16 protein-coding genes are annotated in these 21,326 nt (G+C 52.8%); 8 read left to right on the top strand and 8 right to left on the bottom strand.

Annotated elements, in window-relative coordinates:
* The first annotated feature begins 214 nt into the window (after positions 1–214).
* The 4 genes from EO763_RS18570 to fsa are packed head-to-tail and all read left to right on the top strand — an operon-like array spanning position 215 to position 2,961.
* A complete protein-coding gene (locus EO763_RS18570) occupies positions 215–658 on the top strand; it encodes a PTS sugar transporter subunit IIA (protein WP_161529839.1) in 444 nt (147 codons plus the stop codon).
* 22 nt (positions 659–680) lie between these two features.
* Positions 681–968, top strand: a complete 288-nt coding sequence (locus EO763_RS18575) for a PTS sugar transporter subunit IIB (protein ID WP_039490785.1) — start codon at positions 681–683, stop codon at positions 966–968.
* A gap of 14 nt (positions 969–982) precedes the next feature.
* On the top strand, positions 983–2,242 hold the full coding sequence (locus EO763_RS18580; RefSeq protein ID WP_010300423.1) for a PTS ascorbate transporter subunit IIC: 1,260 nt from the start codon (positions 983–985) through the stop codon (positions 2,240–2,242).
* A gap of 53 nt (positions 2,243–2,295) precedes the next feature.
* Complete coding sequence (gene fsa / locus EO763_RS18585) at positions 2,296–2,961, top strand: fructose-6-phosphate aldolase (RefSeq protein WP_161530441.1); 666 nt, start codon at positions 2,296–2,298, stop codon at positions 2,959–2,961.
* Positions 2,962–3,043: 82 nt separating this feature from the next.
* On the opposite strand, the gene yacL is transcribed toward fsa, so the two are convergent.
* Positions 3,044–3,403, bottom strand: coding sequence for a protein YacL (gene yacL, locus EO763_RS18590; protein ID WP_039470104.1), 360 nt, complete (start codon positions 3,401–3,403; stop codon positions 3,044–3,046).
* Between the two features lie 186 nt (positions 3,404–3,589).
* Positions 3,590–6,187, bottom strand: a complete 2,598-nt coding sequence (acnB, locus tag EO763_RS18595; RefSeq protein ID WP_161529840.1) for a bifunctional aconitate hydratase 2/2-methylisocitrate dehydratase — start codon at positions 6,185–6,187, stop codon at positions 3,590–3,592.
* A 445-nt stretch (positions 6,188–6,632) separates the two neighbouring features.
* On the opposite strand from acnB, the gene EO763_RS18600 reads away from it, so the two are divergent.
* Positions 6,633–7,139, top strand: a complete 507-nt coding sequence (locus EO763_RS18600; RefSeq protein WP_161529841.1) for a DUF3060 domain-containing protein — start codon at positions 6,633–6,635, stop codon at positions 7,137–7,139.
* 143 nt (positions 7,140–7,282) lie between these two features.
* Here the strand turns inward: EO763_RS18600 and EO763_RS18605 are convergent, their stop codons facing one another.
* Complete coding sequence (locus EO763_RS18605; protein ID WP_161529842.1) at positions 7,283–8,683, bottom strand: RtcB family protein; 1,401 nt, start codon at positions 8,681–8,683, stop codon at positions 7,283–7,285.
* A 258-nt stretch (positions 8,684–8,941) separates the two neighbouring features.
* Between EO763_RS18605 and EO763_RS18610 the strand changes: the two genes are divergently transcribed.
* Complete coding sequence (locus EO763_RS18610) at positions 8,942–9,253, top strand: ArsR/SmtB family transcription factor (protein WP_010300450.1); 312 nt, start codon at positions 8,942–8,944, stop codon at positions 9,251–9,253.
* A gap of 95 nt (positions 9,254–9,348) precedes the next feature.
* On the opposite strand, the gene EO763_RS18615 is transcribed toward EO763_RS18610, so the two are convergent.
* The gene (locus tag EO763_RS18615; RefSeq protein WP_161529843.1) at positions 9,349–11,643 is read right to left on the bottom strand and encodes a TonB-dependent siderophore receptor; all 2,295 of its coding nucleotides are present in this window, start codon (positions 11,641–11,643) and stop codon (positions 9,349–9,351) included.
* A 422-nt stretch (positions 11,644–12,065) separates the two neighbouring features.
* Between EO763_RS18615 and EO763_RS18620 the strand changes: the two genes are divergently transcribed.
* Together EO763_RS18620 and EO763_RS18625 are read left to right on the top strand one after the other, a co-directional pair.
* Entirely contained in the window at positions 12,066–13,049 is a 984-nt protein-coding gene (locus EO763_RS18620; RefSeq protein ID WP_161529844.1) for a helix-turn-helix transcriptional regulator, read from the top strand.
* Positions 13,050–13,159: 110 nt separating this feature from the next.
* Entirely contained in the window at positions 13,160–14,488 is a 1,329-nt protein-coding gene (locus EO763_RS18625; protein ID WP_161529845.1) for an MmgE/PrpD family protein, read from the top strand.
* A 98-nt stretch (positions 14,489–14,586) separates the two neighbouring features.
* Here the strand turns inward: EO763_RS18625 and EO763_RS18630 are convergent, their stop codons facing one another.
* From EO763_RS18630 to aceF, 4 genes are all read right to left on the bottom strand, one after another.
* Positions 14,587–16,299, bottom strand: a complete 1,713-nt coding sequence (locus tag EO763_RS18630; protein WP_161529846.1) for a hypothetical protein — start codon at positions 16,297–16,299, stop codon at positions 14,587–14,589.
* Between the two features lie 113 nt (positions 16,300–16,412).
* Complete coding sequence (locus tag EO763_RS18635) at positions 16,413–17,591, bottom strand: dienelactone hydrolase family protein (protein ID WP_161530442.1); 1,179 nt, start codon at positions 17,589–17,591, stop codon at positions 16,413–16,415.
* A gap of 166 nt (positions 17,592–17,757) precedes the next feature.
* Positions 17,758–19,182 (bottom strand): dihydrolipoyl dehydrogenase, encoded by a 1,425-nt coding sequence (gene lpdA / locus EO763_RS18640; protein WP_161530443.1) that lies wholly within the window; start codon positions 19,180–19,182, stop codon positions 17,758–17,760.
* 236 nt (positions 19,183–19,418) lie between these two features.
* Positions 19,419–21,317 (bottom strand): pyruvate dehydrogenase complex dihydrolipoyllysine-residue acetyltransferase, encoded by a 1,899-nt coding sequence (aceF, locus tag EO763_RS18645; protein ID WP_161529847.1) that lies wholly within the window; start codon positions 21,315–21,317, stop codon positions 19,419–19,421.
* Between the last annotated feature and the right edge of the window lie 9 nt (positions 21,318–21,326).

Raw genomic sequence — 21,326 nt, forward strand, 5'->3', positions numbered from 1 at the left:
CACCCTGATTTCTACTGCGCCATTCACGCCGTGTCATCGCCGTTCATAGTGTGCCTGTGACAACACGGGGGAACAAATAATGGCCCCGCTTGTGCTAAGCCGGTCACAGTTAATGATAGCTATATCAGTTAGCGCTATCTTTTTAGATGTTAATCACATTATTTTCGATGCTGGCACACTATCCTGCGTTCAGAATGATACAGAGGTGACTCTAATGCTTAACACTTTACTAACACCAGACGTTGTTCAGATTTTACCTGCCTGTGATGACTGGCGTCACGCTATCGCGTTGTCCTGTAAGCCTTTACTGGATAACGGTTCGATTGAATCCACCTATGTTGAGGCAATCTACCGCTCTCATGAGGCCATCGGTCCTTACTATGTCGTCGGCCCTGGGATTGCCATGCCGCATGCTCGCCCAGAAGACGGCGTGAACCAGCTCGCTGTCAGCCTGACGCTGATTCGCGACGGCGTGGTCTTCCATTCTGAAGGCAACGACCCTGTGCATTTACTGATTGTTCTGGCCGCCACGGACAGTAATAGCCATATCGATATTATTTCACAGCTCGCGCAGTTGTTCGACACACCTGATGACGTCGCCGCGTTAATTAACGCGGCGGAAATAGAACAGGTGCTTTCCGTTATTTCTCGTTATTAATTGCCACCAGAGGACACACATTATGAAAATTACAGTCGTATGCGGTAACGGCCTTGGTACTAGCCTGATGATGGAAATGAGCATTAAAAATATTGTTAAAGAACTCGGCGTGGTTGCTGACGTGGATCACGTGGACTTAGGTTCGGCAAAAGGCACGGCTAGCGACATTTTTGTCGGCACAAAAGATATTGCCGATCAGCTCGTCGCACAGGCGGTAGGGGGAAAAATTGTTTCCCTGAATAACATGATCGACAAAGTGGCGATGAAAGAGCGCCTGTCGGTCGCCCTGACAGAACTTGGTGCCTTATAAGCAGGAGATCCAAAATGGAATTCTTCCGTTTTTTAATGAGCGATGTGCTGTCTGAACCGTCAATATTGGTCGGTTTGATTGCGCTTATTGGCCTGATTGCCCAGAAAAAACCCGCCACGGAATGCATCAAGGGAACCGTGAAAACCGTAATGGGTTTCCTGATCCTCGGGGCAGGCGCAAGCCTGATCGTGTCCTCGCTGGGAGATTTCGCCCAGATTTTCCACCATGCGTTTGGTATCGCTGGTGTGGTGCCTAACAATGAAGCCATTGTTGCCGTTGCCCAGAAAAACTTCGGCACCGAGATGGCAATGATCATGTTCTTCGCGATGGTCATTAATATCGCAATCGCCCGCTTTACGCCGTGGAAATACATTTTCCTGACGGGCCACCACACGCTGTTTATGTCGATGATGGTTGCCGTGATTCTGGCAACGGCGGGTATGAAAGGCGTGCTGCTGATTACCGTTGGATCGCTGGTGGTTGGGGTATCGATGGTGCTGTTCCCTGCCATTATTCACCCGTATATGAAGAAAGTAACAGGTTCGGATGACGTCGCCTTTGGTCACTTCTCTGCAATATCACAGCTGTTGTCGGCCTTTATCGGCAGCAAGTTTGGTAATAAAGAGAAATCAACGGAGGACATGGAAGTACCGAAGAGCCTGCTGTTCCTGCGTGATACGCCGGTCGCCATTGCCTTTACCATGTTTTTCATCTTCATTTTCACCTGTCTGTTTGCCGGCCCCGAAGCGGTGAAAACGATGAATGCCGGTGGGAAAAACTGGTTCATGTTTTCGCTGATCCAATCCATTACCTTTGCGGCTGGCGTGTACATCGTGCTGCAAGGGGTGCGGATGGTTATTGCGGAAATCGTGCCTGCGTTTAAAGGCATTTCTGACAAACTCGTCCCCAATGCTAAACCCGCATTAGATTGTCCTGTCGTCTTCCCTTATGCTCCGAATGCCGTTCTGGTCGGCTTCCTGAGCAGCTTTGCGGCTGGGGTAATCGGAATGGTTCTACTCTACCTGCTGGGCATGACGGTGATCATTCCCGGCGTGGTGCCACACTTCTTCGTCGGCGCGGCGGCAGGCGTTTTCGGTAACGCCACCGGCGGACGTCGCGGTGCGATTTTAGGTTCTTTTGCCAACGGACTGCTGATTACCTTCCTGCCTGTTTTCCTGCTGCCAGTGCTGGGCAGTATCGGACTGGCGAACACCACGTTCAGCGATTCCGATTTCGGCGCGGTGGGAATTCTACTGGGTATTATCGTGCGCTAAGCCCGCATGATGAATGTCATCCGACAGACCGATTTTAGTTAACGGGGGAAATGATGGAATTCTATTTAGATACGGCGGATGTAGCCGCAGTAGAACGACTCGCTGGCGTGTTGCCGATTAAAGGCGTGACCACCAATCCGAGTATTGTCGCACGCGGAAAATCCGATATTTATAGCGTGCTACGGGACATGCAGGCTGTTATCGGCACAGAAGGACAGCTGTTTGCTCAGGTAATGTCGCGCGATCCTGACGTGATGGTGGAAGAGGCGTTGAAGCTCAGGGAGGTGATTCCTTCTCTGGTCGTCAAAGTACCGGTAACGCATGCGGGTTTGAGTGCCATCAGACAGCTGACAGCACTGGATATTCCCACCCTCGGCACCGCCGTATACGGTGCGGGGCAAGGGTTTTATGCCGCGCTGGCGGGAGCGAGCTACATTGCGCCTTACGTCAACCGCATTGATGCGCAAGGTGGCGATGGGATTGCGCTGGTGAAAGAACTGCAAACCCTGATTAACCTGCACTGCCCACAAACTCAGGTGCTGGCAGCCAGCTTTCGCACACCGCGTCAGGTGCTGGACTGCCTGCTGGCGGGGTGTCGGGCGATTACCGTCGACCCTGCTGTTGCTGAACTGTTCCTGCAAGATCCTGCGGTTGAAGATGCGCTTAACCGGTTCGATCATGACTGGCAGGCACGCTTTGGTCATGCCGATCTTGGCTGATTGATAGCAAACACCACCCGCCCGTCGGGTGGTGTTACCAAAATAACGCGGTGACCAAAAAACGATCGTGTTACCAACACGATCAATGCAGGACGAAATCGCGATACTTTTCCACCAGCGTCAGAAAATCATCCAGACCGCATAAAGACAGGCTCTCTTCGTCGTAATAACTCATGCCTTCCTCCAGCTCATCCGTAGTGAAAGACAGCTGATTTGCCTGCACCATCACTTCTTCTTCATCCAGCGACAGCGTGTATTCATGGCCCACGCGCCGCCACTGCCGCTCGCTGCCTGCGACGGAACGCGCGGCGTCTTCAACGTCGGTCAATATCGTCAGTTGGCCTTTCACTTCTTCATTGAACCAGTGCCCGATCGCTTCATGTCCCATCGACATACGAACGATGACTTGGCCCGTCACATCCCGCAAAAATTCATAGTCCATGATGCCATCCTCACTGTTATGTTTCCTTTGTTCAGTCTAGTCGCCTCTACACTCTACCGTCGTGATGCACCTTCACCTTTCATGTTGCAGATGCACACAATCCCGTATGCCAATTCCAGCAGAGATGGCGCATAAAAAAAGGAGGCACAAGGCCTCCTTCAATGTTGGGATGCGAACTATAGCGAGTTAGACCGTTGTCTGGAAGATCACGCCATCGGCTTTCTCGGTATATTGACCTAACTGGTCAAAATTCAGATAGCGATAGGTGTCCTGCGCGGTTTTATCCACCTGCGACATGTAGGTCTGGTACTCTTCCGAGGTCGGCAAGCGACCCAGCAGCGAAGCCACCGCAGCCAGTTCGGCAGACGCCAGATAGACATTGGCACCGGTTCCCAAACGGTTCGGGAAGTTACGGGTCGAAGTGGAAACAACCGTCGCACCGTCCGCTACGCGCGCCTGATTACCCATGCACAGTGAGCAGCCTGGGATCTCGATACGCGCGCCGCTCTTACCAAACACGCTGTAGTAGCCTTCTTCCGTCAGCTGTGCCGCATCCATCTTGGTCGGCGGCGCAACCCACAGGCGGGTCGGCAGTTGGCCTTTGTGGCTATCCAGCAGTTTACCTGCCGCACGGAAGTGACCGATGTTGGTCATACAGGAGCCGATGAAGACTTCATCAATCTTCTCGCCCTGCACGTCAGACAACCAGCGTGCATCGTCTGGATCGTTCGGCGCACACAGGATCGGCTCTTTGATATCGGCCAGATCGATGTCGATCACCGCCGCGTACTCAGCATCGGCATCGGCTTCCAGCAGTTGCGGATCGGCCAGCCATTTTTCCATGCCCTGAATACGGCGCTCCAGCGTACGGCGATCGCCGTAGCCTTCGGAGATCATCCACTTCAACAACACGATGTTGGAGTTCAGATACTCGATAATCGGCGCTTTATCCAGCTTGATCGTACAGCCAGCCGCAGAACGTTCCGCCGAGGCATCGGTCAGTTCAAACGCCTGCTCAACTTTCAGATCCGGCAGACCTTCGATTTCCAGAATACGACCAGAGAAGATGTTCTTCTTACCTTTCTTCTCAACGGTCAGCAGGCCTTGCTTAATGGCATACAGCGGAATGGCGTGAACCAGATCGCGCAGAGTAATGCCCGGCTGCATTTTGCCTTTGAAACGCACCAGAACGGATTCCGGCATATCCAGCGGCATCACGCCCGTCGCGGCAGCAAACGCCACCAGCCCAGAACCCGCAGGGAAAGAGATCCCGATAGGGAAACGAGTATGGGAATCACCGCCCGTACCAACGGTATCCGGCAGCAGCATGCGGTTCAGCCAGGAGTGGATAACCCCATCGCCCGGACGCAGCGATACGCCGCCACGGTTCATGATGAAATCTGGCAGCGTGTGGTGCGTGGTCACGTCAACCGGCTTCGGATAGGCCGCAGTGTGGCAGAACGACTGCATCACCAGATCGGCGGAGAAGCCCAGACAAGCCAAATCTTTCAGCTCATCACGGGTCATCGGCCCAGTGGTATCCTGTGAACCTACAGAGGTCATCTTCGGTTCGCAGTATTCGTCAGGGCGAATGCCCTCAACGCCGCAGGCACGTCCCACCATTTTCTGCGCCAGCGAGAAGCCTTTTTTGCTGGCTTCAACCGCTTTGGAAATACGGAACACATCGCTGTGCGGCAAGCCCAGTGACTCGCGCGCCTTGGACGTCAGTCCACGGCCGATAATCAGTGGAATACGGCCACCGGCGCGGACTTCATCCAGCAATACGTCGGTCTTCAGCGCAAACGTCGCCAGCACGTCATTGGTGTCATGACGACGCACTTCACCTTCATACGGGTAGATATCAATCACATCACCCATATTCAGATCGTTCACATCCACCTCGATCGGCAGCGCACCAGCATCTTCCATCGTGTTGAAGAAGATCGGGGCGATCTTACCGCCCAGCACCACACCACCACCGCGTTTATTAGGAACGTGAGGGATGTCTTCACCCATGAACCACAGCACGGAGTTGGTTGCCGATTTACGCGACGATCCTGTACCGACAACATCACCGACGTAAGCCAGCGGGAAGCCTTTTTTGTTCAGTTCTTCGATCTGTTTGATCGGGCCTACCGCGCCAGGCTGATCGGGATCGATGCCTTCACGGGCGTTTTTCAGCATCGCCAGCGCGTGCAGCGGGATATCAGGGCGTGACCAAGCATCAGGTGCCGGGGACAGGTCATCCGTGTTGGTTTCACCGGTGACTTTAAAGACGGTAACGGTAATTTTTTCCGCCAGTTTCGGGCGGGACAGGAACCACTCGGCATCAGCCCAAGATTGAATCACTTTCTTAGCGTGCGCATTGCCTGCTTTCGATTTTTCTTCGACATCATAGAAGTTATCAAACATCAGCAGCGTGTGAGACAGCGCTTCTGCGGCAATCGGTGCCAGCTTGTCGTTGTCTAACGCATCAATCAGCGGATGGATGTTATAACCACCTTGCATGGTGCCCAGCAGCTCAACCGCTTTTTCCTGGGTGACCAATGGGGAAGTGGCTTCACCTTTGGCGACGGCAGCCAGAAAACCGGCTTTCACGTAGGCGGCTTCATCAACGCCGGGAGGGACACGGTTAATCAGCAGATCAAGCAATACTTCTTCTTCGCCCGCCGGGGGATTCTTGAGTGACTCAACCAGCGCGGCCATCTGCGTGGCATCTAACGGTTTAGGAACAATCCCCTGCGCAGCCCGGTCGGCTACGTGCTTACGATATTCTTCTAGCACGACGTTCTCCTCGCTCTCATTGTCTTCATTATGCCCGGCGCTCTTGTTCCCGCTTGTGGTGTCCATGCCTGGGTGTCAGCGTGTGGATGTAAGGTAGTAGAGTGTCCGGTCCAGCCTCGTCAGCATATCAGGATTTGAATTGATTGTTAATTCGTTCACATAATAGCAACATTAATTTTTATTCAACTACGCTATGTGCCCAATTTCACTATCACTGAAAAATGCCGACATCAGCAGAATAGCATGTCCCTGACGGCGCACACTAACTATGCTGAGTTAACCACATAATAGGTAGGTTTTTAACAATATAGCGTGATTAATCATCGCTAGATGGCGTAGCAATAATCAGAATGTTCGCAATAGAGTCAGGAAAAGTGTTAACCGATGATAGGAGCCTTCACGGCAACGATGCCGGATGACCTCTTTGATAACAGGAAAAAGCACCATGAAGATAACACGGTATCTGCCAATGGTTTTCGCCACTGCTTTCACGTTCACCGCATCCGTCTATGCCGCCCCTATCGAGCTGGAGGGTATCGGTTTAACACGCGATATTCCTTGTCATGGCAATGATGTCAATATTTCAGGCAACAGCAATAACATCGTACTAACGGGCAAGTGTGCCAATATTTCCGTCACGGGCTCCGAGCACAAAATCACATTCGATTCCGCTACCTCGCTGGCCGTGACTGGCTCAGAGATTGCCGTCACGGGTCAATCGACGGGCAATCTAACCGTCGCCGCGCATAAAAACACGCTCCACACTCACATCCTTGCTGAGGATAAGCCAGCAAAGGTGAACGTGACGGGTACGGAACATCATCTCGACCTCGATTTTAAAGGCCCCGCCGTTGTCTCCTTCAATGGCATCAGCAACCGCCTCTTATGGGGAGGTACAGAACCGAAATTCTCTTCTAGCGGTGCCAATAACGTCATCAAACAAAAGCCCTAATTTGCTGCGTTTATTCCTCTGACAGATGCCCTATAAACGGGTTTTGGCAACGAAAAACACACGGCACAATCGACAACTCGCCGATTGGGCCGTCACTTTTAGTACAAAGAATATCGAATCAATTCCCGCAGGAGTGGGTCACGTCAGGCCTTAAACGTCAGCCACGGGCGCAGTCGTGCTACGGGTTGAATCAACCCCGACTGTTCCTGAATATCAATCACGGGCGTAACCGGCTTATAGGCCGCTGGCGCTTCTTCCCGCAGGCGCTCATCCTTCAGCGTAATACACTGCCAGGGCAACGTATCTGCCTGCTTCGCCGTATCGACCTTGTTACGCATACTTTGCCGACGCTCGGCACGCCCCGCGCCGTGTGAACACGACCACAGCCAATCGGGATTGCCTTTCCCCGTAACGAGATAAGAGTAGTCCCCCATTGAACCGGGAATCAGCGCAAACTCCCCGGCTTTGGCGGGCGTCGCGCCTTTACGATGCAGGTTCATTCCGTGTTCCGGCAGGATAATGTTATGCGACAGATCGACCACCAGCTTGCTGGCATCGCGCGTAAACACCTGCTTCCAAGAGGAACGAATCAGTTCAGTCAGCACGATCCGGTTGATCCACGCATAGCGGGCGGCGACGCCCATGGCTTCCATATAATCCGTCGCCTGCTCATCAACCAGACCAAACAGGCCTGATGCCGGATATTTCTCTCCCGCAGGCCAACAGGCTCGCGCTTTATCGATCCCACGCTGACCGACATAAAAGCCCACGTCCCGTGAACCGGTGTGAATCATCACCACGACTTCGCCTTCCTGCACGCCAGCCTGATACGCCGCATGCCTGTCCAACACGGCATCGACAATTTGCAGCTCAACGAAATGATTACCCGACCCTACCGTGCCCAGACTGGAAGGTCGAAGTATCTCGCGAGGCGCAAAAAACGGCTCAGGCGCATGCCGACTATCGGCACGAACCGCATCGATTCCGGCGATGGAAGCAAGTTCCGCCGCCAGCCGTCGGAAGTCCACATCCTGCCAAAGCCCCTGCTGAGGCAGTGCCGCCAGCCACGCGGACAACCCCTCGTCAAAGAGCGCGGAAAACGAGTCTGGCGTAACGGGAACATCACGCCGATCCAGAAGTAATGTGTTTTTGAGCGCCTGAATCAGTGCAGATTTGTGCTCGTCCGCATCCGTATGATGCACGCCCGTCGTCAGCAACCGCATGCCGCAATTGATATCCGTCCCAATTGCCGCAGGGATAACGAAGTTCTCCGTTGTAGCGACAATGCTGCCGACGGGTGCAAGCGTACCGGGATGGAAATCCGGCGTCGCGCGTGCAGCACAAACGCGCGCATCGCTGCCCGGCAGGTGTACCGAGGCGAAATCCAGCAGTTGCTGAACCGCTTTTTCTTCCAGCGGCAACGTGTCCGGCAACAGAACCTGCGCTTCTGCATTCTGCCTGCGGAGATGATAAATAGAATGTTGGTAATCGGTGTCTATCCCCAAACGGGATAAACGTTTTTGTAAGCGAGTAAATGTAGACATGGTGCTACCTAGAAAAACAAAAAATCGCTCCTCCCGTTTCGGAGAGAAGGTTGTTTTTCCTGCAGCAGCAGATTCAGGAAAGGATGTCGGGCTATTCTAGGGGGGAACGCCCCTCTTGTAAACCGCAGGCCGCATCGCGCTGGCTCCATAATAAGCTGTTTTATCGATGTCAGTCATATCCTCGCTCAAGGCCGGGGTATGATAAACTCAATACATTAGGTATCACTAAATTAGTCAGTCACGCAGGATGGTAGGAACATGGCGTTGAGCAATTCGGATCGGGAATTCATGCAGGACGGTGCAGCAAAAGCAGCGGCTATGCTGCGCGCGATTGGCAACGAGAACAGGCTACTGGTGCTTTGCTTACTTATCGAGAAGGGTGAAATGTCGGTTGGCGCGCTGCTTGAACACATCCCGCTAAGCCAGTCTGCTCTCTCGCAACATCTGGCAAAAATGCGTGAAGAAGGGTTGATTAGCTATCGGCGCGAGTCACAAACGCTGTACTACCGCATCGAAAATCAGGACGTGGAGAAAATCGTCGCCACCTTAAAAGGCATTTTCTGTCCCTGATAGCCGCGACACGAAACGGCATAGACGGAATCCCGCAATAAAAACGCCACAGGATTTCCCGTGGCGTTCGCGATTAAGTATGACGGGTAGAGAACTTAGAACGACGTCTTCACGTTCACAAAGAAAGTCCGTCCCGGTTCGTTATAGGTTGCCGCACCCGCACCCGCGATGGTAACCACGTTATTGTTCACCACATCCTGCGCATTACCCGCGCGGAACAGGCGTTTATCAAACAGGTTATCGACACCGCCGGTCACGCTCAGGTTCTTGTTAAACTTATAGGTACTGCTTAACCCGAACAGCGCATAAGGGCTTAACTCATTGGTTGCGCTACCCGTTACGCGCTCACCTTTGTAGTTATATTTCTTCGGCTTCTGGCGACCATACCAGGTTACATCAGCCAGGAAGGAAAGGCTCTCCGTCGCCTGCCAGTCCACCGATGAGTTCAGGGTAAACTCCGGCGTAATCGACAGATAATCGCCCGTGGTTTTATTTTTCGATTCCAGCATCCAGGTCAGGTTGTTACGCCAGTTGATGGTTTCCGTGACGGGAACGGTCAGGTTACCTTCCAACCCTTGAATAACGGCTTTCGGTACATTGCCCCACTGGAAGATATTGGCATTAGCATATTGGGCATTGGTTCCACCCACCGCTTTGCCGATGACATTGTTGCCTGCTTCAATCTTGTTGCGGTAATCGTTATGGAAATAGGTGATACCAGCGATCAGCCCATCACGGTGAAACTCCAGACCGATCTCTTTATTCAGACTGGTTTCCGCCTTCAGGTCTTCATTGCCGATCAGGTAGCAAGAGGTGCCGCCAGCACAGCCCTGTCCACGGCTATAAAGGAGATAATTCTCGTTAGTCTGGTACAAGTTCGGCGCTTTGTAAGCACGGGCGATACCTAACTTCAGCGTGTAGTCGTCACCCAGTTCCTGCGACAGGTTGAGCGACGGGCTCCAGTTGGTGCCTGCCGTACTGTGATGATCGACACGCAGTGCCGGTGTCAACATGGTACTGTCCGTCAGTTGGACGTTATCTTCCACGAAGGCAGAAGCCAGACGAGCAGCGGATTTTTCACTACGGCCACTGCTGCTAAGCGAACCCACACTGCCCGCTTCAGTTGTCGTCTGCAAGTTCGAGACCGGATCTTTCATCTTCTGCTCGTTCCACTCAACCCCGAACGTAAGCACCTGATCGACCCAGACATTCAGCGGAATATTCACTTCATTATGTGCAGTGAAGTTATCCAGCTTTATCGTGCCATATTGGTTCGGACTCGTCGTATCAAAAATCCCTTCTAAACCACCAGACAGTCCCTCAAGGATACGGGTATTGTGCGTACGTTCATATTGCAGGTACGACGTAGAGCTGACGCCGCTGTCCCAGTAGCCGCGATGCGTAACCGCAAAGTTCTGGCGGTACATGCGGTTGGTTTCCTTGCCATAATTACTCACGACCAGCGGGTTGGTGTTGGTATTTTGCGAATCGCCCGCATAGATATTGCCCTGACGGCTGGAACCCGCTTCGAATTCCAGTGACTGCTGCTCGGTCATATCCCAGCGCAACAGGCCATTGATATCTTTATTACGCACCCCTTCGCGTCCGGAAGGCAGTGAAGCTGACTGATTGCCCGCGCGTGCGGACTGATGCCCTTGGTTAATATCGCGTGCATCAGCCTCAGTTTTATTCAGGTTGCCGTACAGGCGGAAGCTCAGGCTGTCGGTCAGGCCGCCCATCAGGCTAAAATCAGTACGCTTGGTTGCGCCTTCCGAACTATGCTCCGGCGCGTTCAAGAAGGTGTTCCAGGTGCCGTGCCATTCCTGACTCGGCTGCTTGGTGATGATGTTGACCACACCGCCCGCTGCACCGTTACCATAGCGCGCCGCCGCTGGGCCGCGCAGCACTTCAATACGCTCGACCATATCGGCAGGCACCCAGTTGGTGTCACCACGGGTATCGCGCTCGCCGCGCCAGCCGTAACGCACCGCCGTACGGCTCGACACGGGCTTGCCATCCACCAGAATCAGCGTGTTTTCTGGTCCCATGCCGCGGATATCGATCTGGCGATTGTTACCGCGCTGGCCGCTGGTTGAGTTACCGGACAGATTGACGCCCGGCATGGTGCGAATCAGATCGGACAGATCGTTAGCAGGCGGACGCTTGCTGATATCTTCAGCCGTAATCACCGACACACCCGGAGCCTGACGGGTTTGCTCAGCGGCCGTCACCACCATCGTATCGCCCGATGCTTTACTTTCGGCCTGACTCTGCACCTGTGGGGCAGGTTCTGTTGAAGGCGCGGTCTGCGCAGCGCTCAGAAACGATGTCATCCCGCAGCTAACGCCAATAAGCGTCGCCAGATAACGACGCGATTGTGGTAGTTTCATCAAAATTATCCTGCCCTGTAAGAAATGAATAAGTAGCCTGAAAAAGGATCAACATCGCAGCCGGTACAGCGACACCTAACGACAATCAGCAAAACGCTGAATAACGGCGGAGATAAAACGCGCAAACGTGGCGGTTATCGGGGAGAAGCGTCATGCCAATAGCATCACGTCGTGTTGTTATGAAATGCTGTGTGTAATCAATCAGCCCTTTTCTCCGCATTGCCGGAAATGGAAAATGCCTTTATCGTGCAATGTGACGTCCTCAACGAAAAATGCTATTGAGAAGTATTTGCATTACCATTTTGACGCGGTCATTGTTACATTTGTCATTCAGGACGGGGTTTGCTCTAGCAGCAAAATGTTTTGCCAAAGCATCAAAATGGAAGGCGCAGGTCGAAGGGTTTAATCAGGTAGGTAATCACGTGCGCAGCTTCACTCAGTCATCAAAGCCAATCTATAAAGATCACATCGTTCAGCAATCGAGTCTGGTCGCGAACAATTACCGTTTTATCGGCCCTCGGCTGATCGATAACACGCCAGTGCTATTCGGGTCGTTCACTGTCGTGCAGCTCAACCCGCATCTGATCTTGCATACCGCGGATGTGATTAATCGCCACAACATGAAAACCCAAAATCTGCTGGATGGCGCGATCAAGCTGGCCATCGTGGTGAGTGGCAATGCGCATATCTCATTTGGTCATCAGGAACTGCATCTGGGAGAGAACCAGCCGGCCTCGCTGATTGCGCTGACAGAGCCGACAATGTTTACCCGCATCGGCAAGCGTGATGAGTATGAGCGAACGATTACGCTGACGTTCGACAGAGAATGGCTGTACGGCAATATGCTGGATACCGTTGGCGACTGGCAGGCCATCCACGATTTCACACAGACTCACCTGGCGACACACTTGTGGACACCGTCCCGACAGGCATTAGCGATTGCCTTACAAACGCTGGACGCTGAACCTTGCCAAACGCCGCTCCAGCGCCTTTATCTGGAAATGCAGTGTATGAGCCTGATTATCGAGGCGTTTACTTCATTGACCGCCAGCGTGGCGCAGGAGAAAAGCAGCGGTGTTACCCTGCGCAGCTACCATCGCATTCAACAGATCAGAGATATGCTGGAAAGCGGCAGCGCCGACCATCTGTCGATGAGTGAAATCGCTAAAAGCGTCAACATGAGCGAAAGTACATTGCAACGTCATTTCCGACAGACGTTTAATATGAGCGTGTTTGAATACCTGCGTAATTGCCGTTTGCAGCGCGCCATGCTGGCCTTGCAGAAAGACGGCATCGGCATTGCGCAGGCGGCCAGCATCGCGGGTTACAACAGCCCCGCCAACTTTGCCACCGCTCTGCGCCGTGCATTCGGTATTACGCCGGGGCAGTTAAAAGACCGCTTCTGATTCTGAACCACTAATAACCAAATGGAATTTATTATTCCGTTTGGTTATTAATCGCTATTCAGCGATGCACAGTAAATTAGTATTTTTCTGCCAGCGACACATGACGACTCATGACCAATCAGACTGATATCACTGCAACGCTTGCCCACCACATCATCCATAGCGAACCCAATCGAGAAGCGATTGATGCCGCCCGTGACGGGGTGACTGATTTCATCTCCACCGCGCTCCCCATCGTACAGGGTGCGATTGCCGATAGCGGGCTCGCGCCGTTAAAGCAGGTATTCAGCGACACAGACAGCCTGACGCGTAGTCTGATCCTGGGTTATGCCGGTCACGTACTGGACTTTGACGATTATCATCCGGCGTTTCGCGGCCACCCCAGCACCGTCATTCTGCCCGCCCTGTTTGCCCTTGCCGCAGAAGATCCCTCCGTCACGGAAGAGGCATTTTTGACGGCATATGTGATCGGCGTGGAAGCCGCAGGCAGAATCGGGCTGGCATGCGGCCCGCGTCATTACAGCCTCGGTTACCACAACACGGCTACGCTCGGCGCTATCGCCGCCGCCGCTGCCGCTGCACGTCTGGCTGGTGCGTCGGTGGTGCAGACACAAACTATTCTTGGTCTGGCTGCTACACAAGCCGCCGGGCTGCGGGCGCAGTTTGGTTCAGCGGTCAAACCGCTACACGCCGGGCTTTCCGCCAGAGCAGGACTAACCGCCGTCAAACTGTGCTTAGCGGGCTTTGAGGGCAACGAACAGCAGGTGATTGACGCCTTTCTTGCCGCGCATGGCGATCAAAAACAACAGCCGGAGTTGCTGGTTGAAAACTGGGGAGCGCCGTGGCGTATGCTTTCTCCCGGTCTGGAATTCAAACGCTACCCAACCTGTGGCGGCACCCACAGCGCCGCCGAAGCCGCGTTTGCGCTGCGGGAACAGTGGCATCAGCAGAAGGGTGCGGATGCCGATCTGGCCGACGCTATCGAACATATCACGGTGACCTTCCCGCCGGGTGGCGATGTTGCTCCCTTTATCCGTAATGCCACAAACGGCGTAGAAGCCCGGTTCAGTCTGGAATATGTGATTGCAGCGGCGCTGATTGAAGGGGAACTGAAGCTGGCGCATTTCTCGGAAGCTCCGGTTGAAAAAAACATCGCTGCGCTGGCGAATCGCGTCATACGCCGTGCCGATGAAACCGCACCACCCGATGAACTTGACCCAGAGGCGCGCTTTCATGAGGTTACGCTGCATCTGCGTAACGGCAGCACGCTAATCCAGCGCACCACACGTCAAGAAACCTCGGCACGCCCCACCGATCTGCGTGCTAAATTGCAGCAAACCATCGGCTCGCTGGCGCACCTCGACAGCAACCAGATCGCCGATCGCTGCGCATTACGGCAGGAAGGCGATCTGCGCTATTTGCTGGGGCTGTTGTTTTAATTTTCCACGACTAAAACCGCAATAACGGTTCTCTGCTGCAGGCGCTGTCGATAAATTTACTATCGTCAGCGCCAGTATCAGCACGTCGCGATATCCACTCAATCTGCCTGATGGGAAAGCCATTTCCCTTTTTCATCAAAGACCGTCACGCCCGGCTCACTGGAATAGCTACCTTCCCCCAGTGGTTTATAGTGGGTTGCCAGTATATGGGGAGCACGATATTTAAAATCGAAATAGCCCTCATCAGGATTCTTGATAATCAGCTTGCCCGTGCTGTCGATGAGACCTTCCTCTACCTTGAAGTAGCGATTATCAAGGTTGTTTTTAAAAGATGTCGCTTCGCCATACGTAAACAGGTTCTTTTTCTCTTGTGCAGAAATAGCTGGAAAACGCGTCACATCAAGCTGACGTAATACATGCAGAAACATCAGGCGTTCCAGCGGCGTCCCTGCATCTTTCGGGACTAAAAATTGTAATGTGAGCCCGCTTCCCACATTCACATCGTATTCATAGCCGACAAATGCGCTGTCACCATAAATAAAAACGTTATCAACTTCTTTACCTTCAGGAACGATCTCTTTGGTTTCAGCCATGAGCTCAGGAATGGATTCGGGAGCAACCTTAAAATAAACATCGTACTTAAACACTTCCGACGGGAACCGTATTTCAATGCGCGTTTTTGACATGCTCCGTTTAATAAAGCGCTCAGGCTTTTCCATGCGCTGTTCGAGTGCTTTCCAGATCGCCTTATGCATATCTGCAATCGCAAACTCGTCAGCGATCTTTACGCCATACTTCGCTTCCAATTCCGGCTGAGATAATGCCAGATCGTACATCGACAATGCCTGCTCGCCACGGTAACGCTCATCCATCGTACGCAGTACGGCAAACGCGTTGGCTAACGCGGCGGTGTCCTCAGCATTCGCTAACCCGATAAAGTAGCGTTGCTTAGCCTCATCATATTGAAAATAGACTGCTTCCAATTTTCCCTGTTGATTATCGTATGCCGCACCGTTTTCCGATTGGAACAACACGCCCTTCTGCCCTTCCAGCCACGATGCCAGATTAAAATCCTCTTTTGCCGCGCTAACGGTAAGCAGGTCAACGTCGGTGTTATTCTGCTTATCACGATAGGTGTAGATCTGCGTGTCTTTATTTTCCCGGTCGATGAGTAGACGCCCCATCTTGCGCACATAAGTCCCGTGTTCCCGTAGGCTCAGCTTGTCAAACATGGCAAACGGCAGCTTAATCGTAAAGTCATCTTTGGGATAAAAGGGGATGCCGGGGAAATCGTCCATCGGCGCGCGATTAAATACCGCTTTCTCTTCAAGAAGCCACGCCTGATAGGCTTTTTTATGTTCTTCAAAACGCTGCTGGATTTTGAGTAAACCGGGTGACTGTTCTTCCGTCTTTTTCAAGACCATGGTGATTTCACAATAATAAAACGCACAGGCAGCACTTTTATCCGATACAAACTGAACCGTGTTTTTCCCGGTGATTTTTAGCGTGTGCCACATACCGTTTACCTGTATACGGTTATCTTTCATCTCTTCGGTATATTCACTCTCCGCACTGTAATAGCTCACCTGCGTCGGCGTCAGATTAAAATAGAGGTCGTTTTTAATACCCTTGAGGTTTTGCTTTATATGTTCCTGAAGGTTATCTCTGTTTTCATTGGCTTCAGGATGTTTACTGTTATCAAACACCACGCGAATATCCTCAATCAGATATTTCCCCTCGCGAAGCGTTTCTTCTCCATTACAGCCCGACAGCCATAACGTCATGATTAAAACGCCCAGATATTTCCTCATCACTTCATCCCTGTAAAATTAAAAAGCCCCTGAATGCCGCGGCACGCAGAGGCTAGCAATGCATCAGTCATCTGATGTTATCAAAAAACTTATTATAATTCAGGCACTGCCAGTTAGGGCTTTAGCCACTGGTCCAGAAAGCGAAAGACTTCTTCCTGCTGCTCCTGATAGAAAACGTGTCCCAGCTCAGGCCAGATCTTGGTTTGCAGCTTGCTATCCGCCCGCTGGGATTGCCACACCTTGTGCATTTTGGCGTAAGCGTCTTCAACGGATTGCGTCGGGAACAGCTTGTCTTTGCCGCCGTTAAATAACAGTATCGGTTTTGGCGCGGCGATGCTCGCCACATCAGGGAAATCAAAGCGTGTTGGTAGCCCCGGGTGCAACATATAGAATGCCGACTGCCCTCTCAGCACATTATTGCCCGGCGTCATCAGGCCATCGTACGTGCCAATCCAGGACACCGCCGCCGTTGCCGCCACCTTGTCGGACAGCGCGGCGAGCTGCCAGGCACGGTAGGCGCCCATCGAGAAACCAACGACACCAATACGTTGCTTATCAACCTGTTCGAGCGATGCCAGAAAATCCGTTGCCCGCATGTCTTCGTAGGCCATCAGCCCCGCGAGCGAGCGCCCCAGATTAAAGAAATTGCTCGCCAGCGCCTGCTGCTGCTCATATTTGATCGGCCCACGCGATCCCCAACCTAGCGCATCCACCGCCAGCACTACATAGCCCCGCTTCGCCAATTCATCCCCGACAAAACGGCCAGTAAAAAACTTATCAGCCCACGCCTGTGCGGAATCAAGCTGTTCGTCATTCCCCCACGGCTTGATCATCTTCTCTTTGCCGATATCAAACTTCGCGCCGTGATCGTGTAGCAGGATTACCGCAGGATGCGGCCCCGCGCTTTTTGGCGTCAGGAGCAGCGCGTCTACTCGGCTTTCATCGGTCAGATTAAAGGCAACTTTCTCTGCCGTGTAGCTGCCGCGATCCTGTTTTTCAATCGCCTGTGGGGCAAAGTCTTTGGTGGAGTCCGGCGTCAGGAGCAGCGAACGCAGCGTTTTTCTCGACTGGGCTTGCCACTGGCGAAAATCCGTAAAATTCCCAGATAGCCAGGAGTCCGAGTAGGTCATCTGCTGCTTAAGCTGCGGATAGAATGAAGGAAGCCCTTCATCTGTCACCGCCTGATCCGTCGCGGGTTGAATTGTAGGGTTCATATCGTTCGCCATCAGTGAAGGGCTAGCCAGCAAAGCCGTCAACAGCCAGACAGAGGTGCGTAAGGTATTAAAATTCATCATAACCTCAAAAACAAAACGTCGTTTCTTTTTTGAGGTTTGATTGTAATTGACGCGGCTAAAAATAAACGGACGGAAGGTGCATTCTGCGAAGTAGCAGGCAAAAAAAATCCGGCACCTATAAAAGGTGCCGGATTGAATTCACGCTATTCGAACGCGAGAGAACTTACTTCTTCTTCGCTTTCGGGTTCGGCAGGTCAGTGATGCTGCCTTCAAAGATTTCAGCGGCCAGACCAACAGACTCATGCAGCGTTGGGTGCGCATGGATGGTCAGTGCGATATCTTCTGCATCACAGCCCATCTCGATCGCCAGACCGATTTCGCCTAACAGTTCACCACCGTTAGTCCCGACAATTGCACCACCGATAATACGGTGAGTTTCTTTGTCGAAAATCAGTTTAGTCATACCTTCAGAGCAGTCAGAAGCAACAGCACGACCAGACGCCGCCCACGGGAAGGTCGCGGTTTCGTAGCTGATGCCTTTTTCCTTCGCTTCTTTCTCGGTCAGACCGACCCATGCTACTTCCGGCTCAGTATAGGCAATAGAAGGAATCACTTTCGGATCGAAGTAGTGTTTCTTACCGGAGATGACTTCGGCAGCGACGTGGCCTTCATGCACGCCTTTGTGCGCCAGCATCGGTTGACCGACGATGTCGCCGATCGCGTAGATGTGCGGCACGTTGGTGCGCATTTGCTTATCAACGTGGATGAAGCCGCGCTCGTCAACTTCCACACCAGCCTGACCAACATCCAGCAGTTTGCCGTTCGGTACACGACCAATGGCTACCAGCACCGCATCATAACGCTGTGGTTCCGCTGGGGCTTTTTTGCCTTCCATCGTCACATAGATGCCGTCTTCTTTGGCTTCTACTGCCGTCACTTTAGTTTCCAGCATCAGGTTGAACTGCTTGCTGATACGCTTGGTGAAGACCTTAACGACATCTTTGTCAGCAGCCGGGATAACCTGATCGAACATTTCAACCACGTCGATCTGTGAACCCAGAGCATGGTAAACCGTACCCATTTCCAGACCGATGATACCACCGCCCATGACCAACAGACGCTCAGGAACGCTTTTCAGCTCCAGCGCATCAGTTGAATCCCATACGCGCGCGTCATCATGAGGAATAAATGGCAGTTGGATTGGACGTGAACCCGCCGCGATGATCGCGTTATCGAAGGTAATCGTCGTTTTGCCGTTTTCACCGTCAACAACCAGCGTGTTAGCACCAGCAAATTTGCCCAGGCCGTTAACAACCTTAACTTTACGGCCCTTTGCCATACCAGCCAGACCACCGGTCATTTGATTAATGACCTTTTCTTTCCACAGGCGGATTTTATCAATGTCGGTTTTAGGTTCACCGAACACGATACCGTGTTCTGCCAGTGCCTTGGCTTCTTCAATCACTTTAGCAACGTGCAACAATGCTTTAGACGGGATACAGCCGACATTCAGACACACCCCACCTAACGTGGCGTAGCGCTCTACCAGTACGGTTTCCAGACCCAAATCCGCCGCGCGGAATGCAGCAGAGTAGCCTGCAGGGCCGCCACCAAGTACCACTACCTGAGCTTTAATTTCAGTACTCATCATGACCTCTTAATTGTTTTCCGGCGGGTCTGTGACGTCACACCCATCGTCTTTCAGATTTAGGGTGCATTTTTAATAACGCCCTCTTCCACCGGGACGTGTCTTTGCCGCTGTAGTTTACAAAATCGTTAACAATTTTGAAACAACAAGCGACTAACGATTTGTCCTTGATCACTGACAGCTGTAACAAATAACAGCTTATCAGAAAAAAGCCGGCCGTCAGGCCGGCTTTTCGATTACATCACCAGACGGCGGATGTCAGACAACGTGTTGTTAATGATGGTAATGAAGCGCGCACCATCAGCACCGTCAATGACCCGGTGGTCGAAGGACAGAGACATCGGCATCATCAGACGCGGAGTGAACTCTTTACCATTCCAGACCGGTTCCATCGCGGACTTAGACACACCAAGAATAGCCACTTCCGGCGCGTTGACGATCGGCGCAAAGTGCGTAGTCCCGATGCCGCCCAGGCTGGAAATAGTGAAGCATCCGCCCTGCATTTCGCCAGCGGTCAGCTTACCGTCACGGGCTTTCTTGGAGATCGCCATCAGTTCGCGAGACAGCTCAGTGATGCTCTTCTTGTTCACGTCTTTGAACACTGGAACCACCAGACCATTCGGGGTATCAACCGCGACACCGATGTTGATGTATTTCTTCAGCGTCAGACGTTGAGCGTCTTCAGACAGTGAACTGTTGAAGCGTGGCATCTGCTCAAGCGCAGCGGCAACGGCTTTCATGATGAAGACAACTGGGGTGAATTTCACATCCAGTCTGCGCTTCTCAGCTTCGGCGTTCTGCTGTTTACGGAACGCTTCCAGATCGGTGATATCCGTTTTATCAAAGTGCGTAACGTGCGGGATCACCACCCAGTTACGGCTCAGGTTAGCACCAGAGATTTTCTGGATGCGACCCAATTCCACTTCTTCAACTTCACCAAACTTGCTGAAATCGACTTTCGGCCACGGCAGCAGCCCCGGCAGAGAACCACCGGTAGCAGCGCCGGCAGCAGGCGCAGACTCAGCGCGTTTCACGGCATCTTTCACGTAAGTCTGAACGTCTTCGCGCAGGATACGGCCTTTACGACCAGAGCCCTTCACTTTCGCCAGATTCACGCCGAATTCACGTGCCAGACGACGGATAACCGGCGTGGCGTGAACGTAAGCATCGTTCTCAGCGAAGTCGCTCTTGCCTTCAGCTTTCGCTGCTGGTGCAGCAGCAGGTTTGGCCGCTGGAGCGGGTGCAGTTGCTGCTTCTTGCTTGGCAGCCGGAGCCGCCGCAGGTGCAGCGCCTTCCACTTCGAAGACCATGATCAGTGAGCCAGTAGAAACTTTATCACCAGTGCTGATTTTGATTTCTTTAACCGTACCCGCGAACGGCGCAGGGACTTCCATTGAAGCCTTGTCGCCTTCAACGGTGATCAGTGATTGCTCAGCCGCGATTTTATCGCCAACTTTAACCATCACTTCAGTCACTTCAACTTCGTCGCCGCCGATATCCGGTACGTTGACTTCTTTCGCCGCAGAGGCCGCTGGCGCAGTTGCTGCTGGATCAGCGGCTTGTGCCGGAGCGGCAGCAGGTGCAGCACCCGCCACTTCGAATACCATGATCAGAGAACCGGTAGAAACTTTATCGCCAGTGCTGATTTTGATCTCTTTAACCGTACCTGCGAAAGGTGCCGGGACTTCCATAGACGCTTTGTCGCCTTCTACAGTGATCAGAGACTGTTCAGCAGCAACGGTGTCGCCCACTTTAACCAGCACTTCAGTCACTTCGACTTCGTCACCGCCGATATCCGGTACGTTGACGTCTTTCGCTGCCGATGCCGCTGGCGCAGCAGCCGGAGCCGGAGCCGCTTCTTTCTTCTCTTCTGCCTTGGCAGGTGCAGCATCAGCTGCACCGTCGGCGGAATCGAAAATCATGATCAGTTTGCCAGTTTCAACTTTGTCACCGACAGAGACTTTAATCTCTTTCACGACACCAGCCTGCGGAGAAGGGACTTCCATAGAAGCCTTATCACCTTCAACCGTGATCAGCGACTGTTCAGCTTCAACTTTGTCGCCAACCTTCACCAGCACTTCGGTGACTTCAACTTCATCTGCACCGATGTCCGGTACGTTGATTTCGATAGCCATGTAATCTTT

It is taken from the genome of Pectobacterium odoriferum, from assembly GCF_009931295.1.
GTDB lineage: Bacteria > Pseudomonadota > Gammaproteobacteria > Enterobacterales > Enterobacteriaceae > Pectobacterium > Pectobacterium odoriferum.

Bases quoted from the DNA above. Each gene is read 5' to 3' on its own strand.
- yacL (WP_039470104.1), bottom strand. From the start codon at position 3,403: ATGGACTATGAATTTTTGCGGGATGTGACGGGCCAAGTCATCGTTCGT.
- lpdA (WP_161530443.1), bottom strand. From the start codon at position 19,182: ATGAGTACTGAAATTAAAGCTCAGGTAGTGGTACTTGGTGGCGGCCCT.
- EO763_RS18635 (WP_161530442.1), bottom strand. From the start codon at position 17,591: ATGAATTTTAATACCTTACGCACCTCTGTCTGGCTGTTGACGGCTTTG.
- fsa (WP_161530441.1), top strand. From the start codon at position 2,296: ATGGAATTCTATTTAGATACGGCGGATGTAGCCGCAGTAGAACGACTC.
- EO763_RS18570 (WP_161529839.1), top strand. From the start codon at position 215: ATGCTTAACACTTTACTAACACCAGACGTTGTTCAGATTTTACCTGCC.
- EO763_RS18600 (WP_161529841.1), top strand. From the start codon at position 6,633: ATGAAGATAACACGGTATCTGCCAATGGTTTTCGCCACTGCTTTCACG.
- EO763_RS18625 (WP_161529845.1), top strand. From the start codon at position 13,160: ATGACCAATCAGACTGATATCACTGCAACGCTTGCCCACCACATCATC.
- EO763_RS18630 (WP_161529846.1), bottom strand. From the start codon at position 16,299: ATGAGGAAATATCTGGGCGTTTTAATCATGACGTTATGGCTGTCGGGC.
- EO763_RS18615 (WP_161529843.1), bottom strand. From the start codon at position 11,643: ATGAAACTACCACAATCGCGTCGTTATCTGGCGACGCTTATTGGCGTT.
- EO763_RS18610 (WP_010300450.1), top strand. From the start codon at position 8,942: ATGGCGTTGAGCAATTCGGATCGGGAATTCATGCAGGACGGTGCAGCA.
- EO763_RS18605 (WP_161529842.1), bottom strand. From the start codon at position 8,683: ATGTCTACATTTACTCGCTTACAAAAACGTTTATCCCGTTTGGGGATA.
- EO763_RS18580 (WP_010300423.1), top strand. From the start codon at position 983: ATGGAATTCTTCCGTTTTTTAATGAGCGATGTGCTGTCTGAACCGTCA.
- aceF (WP_161529847.1), bottom strand. From the start codon at position 21,317: ATGGCTATCGAAATCAACGTACCGGACATCGGTGCAGATGAAGTTGAA.
- EO763_RS18575 (WP_039490785.1), top strand. From the start codon at position 681: ATGAAAATTACAGTCGTATGCGGTAACGGCCTTGGTACTAGCCTGATG.